We start from the raw sequence: 10594 nt of genomic DNA, 5'->3' as shown, positions 1-10594 counted from the left end.
GTGGAAAAAACAAAGCCAGCTTCACTCCACATCTCGACACTGGCGATTTTGTGATTGTGGTGAACGCCGACAAGATCCGAGTTTCAGGCAAGAAGCCTCAGCAGAAGCTGTATCGCCGTCACTCAGGGCGTCCAGGTGGCATGAAGGTTGAAACCTTCGAGCATCTCCAGGAACGTCTCCCAGAACGCATCGTTGAGAAAGCCATCAAAGGGATGCTTCCTCACAATGCCTTGGGCCGGCAGTTGTTCCGCAAACTTAAGGTTTATAAGGGCACCGAGCATCCCCATGCCGCACAGCAACCCACGACCCTCCAGCTTGACCCTGCCGCTTCCGCACAATGAGTAGCTCAAACAACACTGTCGTTTATTGGGGCACAGGTCGCCGTAAGACCTCGGTTGCTCGTGTTCGCTTAGTTCCCGGCAATGGCACGATCACCATTAATGGACGTCCTGGCGATAACTATCTGAATTACAACCCTGCCTACTTAGCTGCGGTGAAAGCGCCTCTGCAGACTCTGGGGCTCAGCACCGAATATGACGTCCTCGTCAACGTGCGTGGTGGTGGCCTCACCGGTCAAGCTGATGCGATCAAGCAAGGTGCTGCTCGCGCGCTCTGCGAACTTTCTGTTGATAACCGCAAGCCACTCAAAACCGAAGGTCATCTCAGCCGAGATCCCCGTGCAAAGGAACGTCGCAAATACGGACTCAAGAAGGCACGTAAAGCGCCTCAGTTCTCCAAGCGCTGATTTTCACCTCATCACCCACTTTTCTGTGAGCCATGCCTAAACCCGACATTCACCCAACCTGGTATCCGGACGCGAAGGTCATTTGCAACGGCGAAGTTGTGATGACCACTGGCTCCACTCAGCCTGAAATCAATGTCGATGTCTGGAGTGGGAACCATCCCTTCTTCACTGGCACGCAGAAGATCCTCGACACCGAAGGTCGCGTGGATCGTTTCATGCGTAAGTACGGCATGGGAAGTGTTGACACTGCCTCGTCTGACACGAAGGCAGCGAAAGACGAGACTTCCAAAGAGTCCTGATTGCTTGAAGCGCCCATAAGCTCCCGGAATCCTGGAGCCCAAACCTCCTCTCGCGGATTTTGTCTGCGCTTGGAGGTTTTTTAATTACTGCTCCCTGAGGGGATGGACACAACTACTCTGATCAGTCGCCTGGAAGCGGCCAGCAGCAGCTTCCACAATTTGGAGCAACAGTTAGCAGATCCAGATGTGGCAGCTGATCCACAGCGCCTGGAAAAAATTGCCCGAGAGCGATCACGCCTTGAACCTCTGGTCCTCGATTACGCCAGCCTTCAAAAAGTAGAAGCAGAACAGGTGCAAGCCAAAAATCTGCTCAAAGAAAGCCGTGGCGATGCCGCCATGGAGGAGTTAGCCCAACAGGAACTTGAAGAACTCGATCGCCACCATGCCGATCTGATTCAAAGGATCACCTTGGCTTTGTTGCCAAAAGACCCCAGAGACGAACGCAGCGTGATGCTGGAAATCAGAGCTGGTGCCGGGGGGGATGAAGCCTGTCTTTGGGCTGGAGACTTAGCGCGAATGTATGAACGCTTCAGCAGCCGACGGGGATGGGATGTGAAACCGGTCAGTGCTAGCGAAGCTGATTTAGGTGGCTACAAAGAATTGATTCTTTCGGTCAAAGGTGATGCCGTCTTCAGCGAGCTGAAATTTGAAGCTGGAGTCCATCGGGTGCAACGGGTGCCCTCTACAGAATCCCAAGGGCGCGTTCACACTTCAACGGCCACGGTGGCCGTGATGCCAGAGGCTGATCCGGTTGAAGTGCAGATCGACCCCCGCGACCTGGACATCAGCACCGCCAGGTCGGGCGGTGCCGGTGGCCAGAACGTCAACAAAGTCGAGACGGCGGTTGACCTCATGCACAAACCAACCGGGATCAGGGTGTTTTGCACCCAAGAGCGCTCGCAAATGCAAAACCGCGAACGCGCCCTTGAAATTCTCCGCGCCAAGCTCTACGAGCGCCAACTCGCTGAGGCGAATGCAAGCGAACGATCAGCTCGACGAGCCCAAGTAGGCACGGGAGATCGCAGCGAAAAAATCCGCACCTACAACGCCAAAGACAACCGGATGACAGATCACCGCCTCGGCCGCAACTTCAGCCTTGATCCCGTTCTGGAGGGGCAAATGGATGATGTCATCGATGCCTGTATCGCTGAAGAACAACGAGGCAAACTGGCCGATCTCAGCGAGCAGGCTGATTGACAGAGGTCGACTAAGCGCCGATCACATACTTGGCCCATTCCAAATAGCGACCAGAATCGATCTGGCGTACAGCCTCAAAACTGAGACTGCTGTGCGGACGCCGTGGCACACGATTTAAGGGCATCCCAGCCTCCTCAGGCGTACGGCTTCCCTTCCGTACATTGCAGCTCAAGCAAGCAGTCGTGATGTTGTCCCAACTGTCGCCGCCACCCCGACTGCGGGGCATGACGTGATCGATGGAGAGCTGTTCAGTGCGCGAGCCACAGTACTGACAGCAATGATTATCCCGCTGAAATACGTTGCGACGCGTTAGGGGGAGCTGGCGAAAAGGCACCCTGACGAACTGAACAAGACGGATCACGGTCGGAAGATGCGTGCCTTGTCGGATCAACTTGTTTTGGTCATGCTCCAATCCTTCCGCTTTACCTTTCATCAACATCACCATGGCTCTCCGCCAAGTCGTGATGTTCAGTGGCTCGTAGGAGGCGTTGAGAACGAGAACTTGGCCCATGCAAGCCCCCTCAATAACAGTCATGCTATCGAGAATCACAGGGACATCACTGTGATCTTCACTACCCTGCTCGCATGCGAGATCAGATCGCCGACGACCGAAACGCCCCCTGGATTCACAATCCAGTGGAGGCCAACCCTCGCCAGCGCGCCTGGCTGGAGGTGTCGGATTCAGCGATCGAAGCCAATGCCCGCTCCCTCAAACGCCACCTTGGTCCTTCCTGTGATCTGATGGCTGTCGTCAAGGCCGACGGTTATGGCCACGGAGCAGAAACTGTGGCCAAAGCCTCTGTTCGTGGCGGCGCCACGAGCTTCGGTGTCGCAACACTCCAGGAGGGGATTGACCTTAGGAATGCAGGGCTCGATCAGCCGGTGCTTGTGTTGGGCCATCTCTCCCAACCCGACGACCTCAGAGCCTGCCTGCAATGGCGGCTGATGCCCACCCTCAGCAGCATGCGTGAGGCCTTGCTCTGTCAAAACCTGGCCGACAGTAGTGGGCGTCGTTTCCCCGTTCAACTGAAGGTGGATACGGGGATGACCCGCCTCGGATGTGACTGGAAGGATGGCAATCGTCTGGCCCATGCCATCCAGCAGCTGGATCAACTCAGCCTCTCCGGCATCTACAGCCATTTGGCCTTAGCGGACGGAGAGCGAGATGGACACGCAGCCCAAGTGACCAAGCTCCAAGAAGACCGCTTCGAGAGCATCACACGCGAGCTACGCAGCCCAACACTGAAACGGCATCTCGCAAACTCAGCAGGAACCCTGCGGGATCCGGGCCTTCACCACGACCTAGTGCGTGTGGGACTAGCTCTTTATGGACACTGCCCCAGCGAACATCTCGATGGGATTCTCAACCTGGAGCCTGCAATGAGCGTGAAGGCCAAAGTAAGCCTGATCCGCGAAGTCCCAGCAGGGGTGGGGGTCAGCTACGGGCACCGCTTTGTCACCCAGCGCCCCAGTCGCCTGGCCGTTGTCAGCATCGGCTATGCCGATGGAGTGAGCCGCTGCCTCTCGGGACGCATCCATGCCCTACACGATGGCCAAACGCTTCCTCAAGTCGGAGCCATCACCATGGATCAGCTGATCCTCGATGCAACGGAACACAAGGGCTTGGAAAGCGGTGATGTTGTCACCCTGCTGGGCCGTGATGGCGAACAAACCATCAGCCCTAGATCCTGGGCAACACTTGCGGATTCAATCCCCTGGGAAGTGCTCTGCAGTTTCAAACATCGCTTGCCTCGCTTAGTAATCTGAGCATTTGGCAGACCTCTTGGTACGATGGCTTTGCTGCTGGAGAGGTGGCTGAGTGGTTGAAAGCGGCTCCCTGCTAAGGAGTTACAGGAGGCAACTTCTGTCGAGGGTTCGAATCCCTCCCTCTCCGTTTTAAACAAGTCACTACTCCTTCTTCACTTTGCTGTGAATTCAAGAGTCAAAGCAACAGAGATTGTGCGCTGAAAATTTAACGCCTTCACGGCCAAACACTCGTTCCGACGAACGATTCGCATTATTCAATACTAACGACGATTGATCAACTTAGACTCTTAGATTGATCAAAAAGAGAAACCATCGTCGAACGGAGTCCTTGCACTAATTTGATGCGACAGCCTTGGAGTGCCAAGGGAAAGCCAAATTCTTTCAAGAGCCTCTCAAGGCTTTAAGCCTTGAGAGGCCTCGACCAAAAGATTTCACAACAAGACCCCAACAACCAAAGGCCAAGAGAGGAGAAACTCTTCAAACCGTCCTTCGCAATAAGCATGGCTACAAATCAGAGCAATACACGACCCTGCCGCAAAGTTAAAATCATTTTTCAAAGGTTTGATTTCCCAATCACCAGATCAATCATTCGCTTTAACATCCATCGATTCAAGCGAGCACCTGAGCAAACGAATCAACTCGCAACAAAGCGCTTGCAAGACATTAATCAAAAACAAGAATTTGCACGAACTGCTTTCACCTGGAAAGCTGCGCATAATGATTCAACACCGCCAAAATTACCAGGATCTTTCCCAGAAAACATCAAGAATCCAGTCCATTAATTACTCAGGGATCCTTGCCAAAAGCAGCTAATTCCCTCGCAAGACCTGGTAAGAGCTGGTTGTCATCGGCACGTTCAGCCCCCACGCTGAACACCACCAACAGTTGTGTTACGCCCTCAGGCTCACTCCACCAAGCGGCGTCATGCCTGGCCTGACTCATCCATCCCGCTTTACTCCAAAGCCTGCTGTTCTCTGGCAGGCCTTCCCCAAGAAAACCATCCACCTGATTTTCAGGATCAGCGCTCCTCTCAACCTGACTCAAAGAACGCGCCAGCGCTGAACGCAGGCGGTGGCAAGCGGGAGGTGAAAGCAGACCATCGGTCATCACCGCTTCTAACAGCCGAGAGACTGCAGCTGTTGTTAAGGCATTGCGGTTGCTGTTGTTCTCTCCATAAAACCTTTGCTCTCTCCCATAGGGTCCATCTCCCCAGGTTTTCTGGCAGCAGTTCACCCGTTCAAACTCAGCCCAACCAAAATCCGACAACCACTCGTTAACTAATTGACGCTGACGCTGCCAGTTCACCCAGGCTTCGCCTTGCAGGTCGGGTCCACTGGACGTGCCGGTAAGACAGTCCACCACCAATCCAGTGGCATCGTTGCTGGACAGAGCGATCATGTCGTTGACGGCACGTCGTAACTCCGCCGTTTCGAGGAGAAGGCCCTTTTGCAGCCAATCCTCAACCGCAACGGCGTAGACCAATTTCACAACGCTCGCTGGATAGAGCGGTTTCTGGTCAGCCCAGGCGGCACCCAATCCGCTTCCCATCGACAAATTGGATTGGTCGTAGCGCACCCAGTTCACGGCAATCTGCTCGTGCAATCCAGGGCGGCCTTGGTCAGCGAATCGATCAATCAAGCCGACGAGATACTCCTGCATCGCCGGCTCGGCACGGTAGAACGCCATAGCACTGGCATCAGTCAATGCCGACCCTAGGCACAGCGCTCACTCCCGAACAGCTGAAGAAGGGAAGCTGCTGGACACTCAATGCTGATGTTCAAGGCTATGCGCGCAGCCATGGCAGCGGGTTAGCGACTCAAGCCTGTGCTGGCAGGGGATTTCGAGTTCTCGCTGATCCACATCCGAGCGCACGCCGCGTCAGAACGGCATTGATTGAGGATGGATATCCCTGTTGGATGGCCATCGATGAGCTCAACAGTCAGGCCGTGGCGCGCAGCCATTGGAGCCCTCGCCTGCTCGATGCCGCAAGCATCCAAAGGCGACTTCCATTGGTGCTTCATTGGCTGAAGAACGCTGCCCAGATCCCCAACACCTATTTATGGGGGGGCACGATCGGCCCTGATCTCGACTGTTCAGGCCTCGTGCAAACGGCGTTTGCCAGCCAAAGCATCTGGTTACCTCGAGATGCTTACCAACAAGAACGGTTTTGCAGCCCCGTGGCGGTTCGCCCGGGGAATGATCAACTGCTGCGGCCTGGAGATTTGTTGTTTTTCGGCACGGCACAGCGCTGCACCCACGTGGCCATCCATCTCGAACAAGGGCGCTACATGCACAGTTCTGGCCAAGATCACGGCCGCAACGGGATTGGCATCGACAGCATCCATCCATCTGACCAACACCCCGTTGCCTGCCACTACCGATCCGAACTTCGCGGAGCCGGCAGGGTGACCCGCTGCCACGACGGCACAACGCTTGCTTAAAGAGATTCAACGACGCCGGCTTAAGTTGCTCGCGTCGCCCGACACCTGGATGTCTCTGAGCCCGACAGAACCCGCCAACGAGGAGAGCAGTCTCGACGTCTCCGTCGTGGTTCCGCTCTACAACGAAGAAGAGAGCCTCCCCGAATTGGTGGAGCAACTTCTCGCATCACTACGGCCCTCAGGTGAGCGCTTCGAGCTGGTGTTTGTGAATGATGGATCGTCTGATCAAACGGCCGAAGTGCTCGAACAGGTCAGCCAAGAGGTACCAGAGGTCGTTGGCGTGCTTCTTCGCAAAAACTACGGTCAAACCGCTGCGATGGCAGCGGGTTTTGATGTGGCCCGTGGCCGGATCATCGTCAGCCTTGATGGTGATTTACAGAATGATCCAGCAGACATCCCCTTGCTCCTGGCGAAGCTGCGTGAGGGGTATGACCTCGTGAGCGGTTGGCGCCATCAACGACAGGACGCCGAACTGCAGCGAAAGCTGCCCTCGCGAATCGCCAACCGACTGATCGGCAGGGTCACAGGCGTGAAGCTCCATGACTACGGCTGTTCCCTAAAGGCCTATGACCGGGCTGTTCTCTCCGACATGCGCCTGTACGGAGAGCTTCACCGCTTCCTACCCGCACTGGCTTTCATCGAAGGCGCGCGAATCACTGAAGTCAAAGTGAATCACCGGGCAAGGCAGTACGGAAGCAGCAAATACGGAATTGATCGCACATTTCGCGTGCTCATGGACCTGCTCACCGTGTGGTTCATGAAACGGTTCCTAACGCGTCCGATGTACGTGTTCGGATTCGCGGGATTGATTGCGATCGCGTTGAGCTTGATCTCCAGTAGTTACCTCTTGCTGATCAAGCTCCAAGGCGCCGATATTGGCAACCGGCCCTTACTCACGCTGGCCGTGGTTTTGGGGTTGGCTGGAATTCAATTGTTCTGCTTTGGACTGTTGGCAGAACTGCTCAGTCGCACCTATCACGAAAGCCAAGGAAGGCCGATTTATCGCATCCGCGCCACGTTGCGCGGGGGCCGTACAGATTGAGCTAAGTCAGGGGAAGGGCCACGGCGGTGACGTTCAATCGCGGCGGCAGCAGCCTCAACCACTCGACTATCTGAATCATGCAGGCCTCTTCTCAAGAGTGGAAGAACCGACTGGTGACCCCACTGCCCCGCCAGCTTGATCGCCTGCAGGCGTAGATCTGGCCCGTCATCCATCGACCGCCGCAGGTAGTGCTGCATCGCAAGCCTTTCAGCAGAGGTGGAGGGAGCCTGCCACGCAAGAACGGGAGCACGCTCAGCGACCTCCTCAACCTCCGCCACCTGCACCAGCTCCACCTGGGCACGATTCAGGGCTACGACCTCCGAAACATCCGTACTGCGCAGAATTGGCTTATGGGGTTTTCGGCCCAGGCCATAAAGAATGATGGCCAGAACAATGGTTGCAACACCAGCAAATAGCTGAGTCATCGGATCAGATGCTTAGGGACAACCCGATCAAGGGTTGGATTGAACTTTTATTTCGCCAGGAAACCCTTAGAGGGGAATGCCCAACATGAAGACTCTAAAATCGAGGGAACAACCCTGGGCTTGATCATGACTGGAGATTTTGCAGCAGCCTGGCTGCCGGTGTTGTTTGTGCCAATGATCGGGATTGTTTTCCCTGCAGTTTTCATCATTCTTGTGGGAGGGGTGATTACCGCCGCCGACTGATCTCAAACCAGACACCAGTAATCCGACTCAGCCATCAAACTCCAATGACTGTCACTCCTGCAGCCGACCCTTGCGTCGGTAATCTAGCCACACCCGTGAATAGCGGATATTTTTTGAAGTGGCTTATCAATAACCTTCCTTTTTACCGTCAAGGAATATCACCAAATTTCAGGGGAATTGAAACAGGCGCAGCCTTTGGATATCTCCTATACGGGCCCTTCACAATCTGCGGCCCACTGCGTAATTCTGATTACTCAGCAACCGCTGGTCTCTTAGCAGCTATCGGTGCTGTTCACCTCCTCACTTTCCTGTTTCTTCTCTATAACCAGCCCGGAAAGCAACCTCATATCCCCCCTGCAGACGTCACCGTTGACAATCCCCCAGCAGATCTTTTCACCCGCAACGGGTGGTCTGAATTCACCAGTGGCTTCTGGCTTGGTGGCTGTGGTGGTGCTGTGTTTGCTTGGTTGCTCTGCGACACTCTCCACGTTCAGCAGCTTGTGAAAGTAGCTGCAGGTGTTTGGAGCGTAAGCTAAGCCTCAACGTTCCTCACTGAAAGCAGACCCGCAAAGTCCCTGTTGAGCGAAAAGTCGTTCAACAGGGACTTTTAACTGCCAAGATCAATCCGCTTTTGCAGCAGGTGCCGCCTTGCGGTCCATCTCCCAGCCGTTTCTGCGACGCCCTGTCCTCACCGTTGTCTGCAGCCTGCTCGTCCTGCTGGCAGGACTTGTTTCGCTCTCCGGCTTAGGCCTTGAAGACCTACCCCAGTTGGCCCCAACCCAGGTCAGCGTGACAGCACGCTTCCCTGCTGCATCCCCCGATGTGGTCGAGCAAAGCGTCACCACTGTGCTGGAGCAACAACTCAACGGTCTCAGCGATCTCGACAGCATTCAGTCCACAAGTAGTGAAGGGCAATCAAGAATCAGCCTTCGCTTCAAAAAAGGCAGCCCTCAACTGAATGCGATCAAGGTTCAAAACGAAGTGAATTTGGCGTTGCGCCGTTTGCCGCAAGCCGTGACCCGCCAAGGACTCAGCGTGAATCGCTCCTCTAGCGATTTACTGATGATTCTTGGCTTTAGCCATCCGCAAGATCTCTACGTTCCAACCTTTCTCCCAGGGTGGCTTGAACAATCGCTCAGAGAATCGCTCAGATCCGTTCCAGGCACTGGGGACATTCGTGTGTTCGGGAGCAGCGAGTTGGCCTACCGCCTGTGGATGGATCCTCAAAAACTTGAGCAAGCCAATCTCACGATCACGGATGTGAGCACAGCACTGATCGAGCAAAACGTTTTGGCCGCCATCGGAGCGCTTGGCAGCGCACCGGCTCCATCAGGACAACTTCTCAGCCTCCCTGTCGAAGCCGACGGTCGCTTGCGCAGCCAGGACGAACTTGAAAACGTAGTGATCAAACGATTAGCCAATGGGGGCCTCATTCGACTCAGTGATGTCGGCCGCGTCAGCCTTGGACAGCGCAGTTATGGAAGGGCTGCGATCAATCTTCAAGGAGAACGCTCCGTTGCCGTAGGGATCTATCAAAGAGATGGAGCGAATGCCCTTGCTCTCAGTCGAAGCATTCGCAGAAATCTCGCGAAACTCGAATCAGGATTTCCGCCCGGAATCACGATGCAAACCATCGTGGATACGGCCGACACCATCCAAGCCAATCTCGATCGCACCATCACGACTCTCCGCGATGCAGTCCTGCTGGTTTTAGTTGTTTTGGTGCTCTTCCTGGGGCGCTGGCGGTTAGCCATGGTGCCTGGGATCGCCGTACCTATTTCGTTGGTCGGCAGCTTGTTGGTCATCCGCCTCAGCGGTTCAAATATCAACAGTTTGATTCTGTTCGGGCTGATTCTTGCGACGGGCATTGTTGTAGACGATGCAATCGTGGTGAGCGAGGAAATTGCCGATCGGATTGAAAAGGGAGACCCACCTCTAAAGGCAGCCGAAACGGCGATGCAGGAATTGGCCGGAGCAATCGTGGCCACCTCTTTGGTTCTCGTAGCGGTTTTCGTTCCTGTTCTGTTGATTCCAGGGTCAATTGGTCGCCTCTACGAACCGATTGCCTTAACGATTACGGCTGCCATTGTGTTCTCCACGTTGAACGCCCTCACGTTCACGCCAATGGCATCAGCAAGGGTTCTCACTCCAGGGAATGGACGCCTGCCTGGACCGATCAGACGACTCAGCGATGGTCTCCGAAAGGCCATGCAAAGCACTGAACGGCACTACTCACGAACATTGCGCAAGCTATTAAACCGACCCAATTGGGTGGGCATCGTTTTAATCATCAGCTTGATGCTCACGGGAGTCGTCCTTCGCAACACTCCGACAGCTTTTATCCCCAACGAAGACCAGGGCCAAATCCGTGGTTATTTCACCTTGTCGGAAGGCGCCAGCCTGGAACGAAGCATGGCAATCATGGATTCCATTCG

14 protein-coding genes and 1 tRNA gene are annotated in these 10594 nt (G+C 55.0%); 12 read left to right on the top strand and 3 right to left on the bottom strand.

Annotated features, from left to right (window positions below):
- The 4 genes from rplM to prfA form a co-directional block, all read left to right on the top strand.
- On the top strand, positions 1-341 hold a 341-nt coding region (gene rplM, locus NCN04_RS03670; RefSeq protein ID WP_250395206.1), incomplete at its 5' end, for a 50S ribosomal protein L13.
- Positions 338-745: a 30S ribosomal protein S9 gene (gene rpsI / locus NCN04_RS03665; RefSeq protein ID WP_011618378.1), complete on the top strand. Its 408-nt coding sequence runs from the start codon at positions 338-340 to the stop codon at positions 743-745. The genes rplM and rpsI, both read left to right, overlap by 4 nt.
- 32 nt (positions 746-777) lie before the next feature.
- The gene (gene rpmE / locus NCN04_RS03660) at positions 778-1044 is read left to right on the top strand and encodes a 50S ribosomal protein L31 (RefSeq protein ID WP_048347893.1); all 267 of its coding nucleotides are present in this window, start codon (positions 778-780) and stop codon (positions 1042-1044) included.
- Between the two features lie 102 nt (positions 1045-1146).
- A complete protein-coding gene (gene prfA / locus NCN04_RS03655; protein ID WP_048347892.1) occupies positions 1147-2241 on the top strand; it encodes a peptide chain release factor 1 in 1095 nt (364 codons plus the stop codon).
- Between the two features lie 10 nt (positions 2242-2251).
- Here prfA and NCN04_RS03650 read toward each other — a convergent pair whose 3' ends face one another.
- On the bottom strand, positions 2252-2752 hold the full coding sequence (locus NCN04_RS03650) for an HNH endonuclease (RefSeq protein ID WP_048347891.1): 501 nt from the start codon (positions 2750-2752) through the stop codon (positions 2252-2254).
- Between the two features lie 74 nt (positions 2753-2826).
- Here NCN04_RS03650 and alr point away from each other — a divergent pair, with 74 nt between their 5' ends.
- From alr to NCN04_RS03635, 3 genes are all read left to right on the top strand, one after another.
- On the top strand, positions 2827-4008 hold the full coding sequence (gene alr / locus NCN04_RS03645) for an alanine racemase (RefSeq protein WP_048347890.1): 1182 nt from the start codon (positions 2827-2829) through the stop codon (positions 4006-4008).
- Positions 4009-4046: 38 nt separating this feature from the next.
- Positions 4047-4135: transfer RNA gene (locus tag NCN04_RS03640), tRNA-Ser, on the top strand.
- A gap of 280 nt (positions 4136-4415) precedes the next feature.
- Positions 4416-4790, top strand: a complete 375-nt coding sequence (locus NCN04_RS03635; protein ID WP_250395205.1) for a hypothetical protein — start codon at positions 4416-4418, stop codon at positions 4788-4790.
- A gap of 4 nt (positions 4791-4794) precedes the next feature.
- Here the strand turns inward: NCN04_RS03635 and NCN04_RS03630 are convergent, their stop codons facing one another.
- Positions 4795-5694 (bottom strand): serine hydrolase, encoded by a 900-nt coding sequence (locus NCN04_RS03630; protein WP_250395204.1) that lies wholly within the window; start codon positions 5692-5694, stop codon positions 4795-4797.
- 17 nt (positions 5695-5711) lie between these two features.
- On the opposite strand from NCN04_RS03630, the gene NCN04_RS03625 reads away from it, so the two are divergent.
- Both NCN04_RS03625 and NCN04_RS03620 read left to right on the top strand, forming a co-directional pair.
- A complete protein-coding gene (locus NCN04_RS03625) occupies positions 5712-6449 on the top strand; it encodes a C40 family peptidase (protein ID WP_250395203.1) in 738 nt (245 codons plus the stop codon).
- A gap of 49 nt (positions 6450-6498) precedes the next feature.
- Positions 6499-7491, top strand: a complete 993-nt coding sequence (locus tag NCN04_RS03620; protein WP_250395202.1) for a glycosyltransferase family 2 protein — start codon at positions 6499-6501, stop codon at positions 7489-7491.
- Here the strand turns inward: NCN04_RS03620 and NCN04_RS03615 are convergent.
- Positions 7449-7916 carry a HEAT repeat domain-containing protein gene (locus NCN04_RS03615; RefSeq protein ID WP_250395201.1) on the bottom strand — a complete coding sequence of 156 codons (468 nt, stop codon included), beginning with the start codon at positions 7914-7916 and terminating at the stop codon, positions 7449-7451. The two genes, NCN04_RS03620 and NCN04_RS03615, sit on opposite strands and share 43 nt — an antisense overlap.
- Before the next feature lie 126 nt (positions 7917-8042).
- Here NCN04_RS03615 and NCN04_RS03610 point away from each other — a divergent pair, with 126 nt between their 5' ends.
- The 3 genes from NCN04_RS03610 to NCN04_RS03600 form a co-directional block, all read left to right on the top strand.
- Positions 8043-8159 (top strand): photosystem I reaction center subunit VIII, encoded by a 117-nt coding sequence (locus NCN04_RS03610; protein WP_048348459.1) that lies wholly within the window; start codon positions 8043-8045, stop codon positions 8157-8159.
- Between the two features lie 44 nt (positions 8160-8203).
- Complete coding sequence (locus tag NCN04_RS03605; protein ID WP_250395200.1) at positions 8204-8695, top strand: photosystem I reaction center protein subunit XI; 492 nt, start codon at positions 8204-8206, stop codon at positions 8693-8695.
- A 112-nt stretch (positions 8696-8807) separates the two neighbouring features.
- Positions 8808-10594, top strand: a 1787-nt coding sequence (locus NCN04_RS03600; protein ID WP_250395199.1) for an efflux RND transporter permease subunit, incomplete at its 3' end; no start/stop codon positions are given.

The sequence above is a fragment of the Synechococcus sp. MU1655 genome (genome assembly GCF_023630655.1).
Lineage (GTDB): Bacteria > Cyanobacteriota > Cyanobacteriia > PCC-6307 > Cyanobiaceae > Synechococcus_C.
This window is presented reverse-complemented; position numbering and strand designations above follow the sequence as displayed.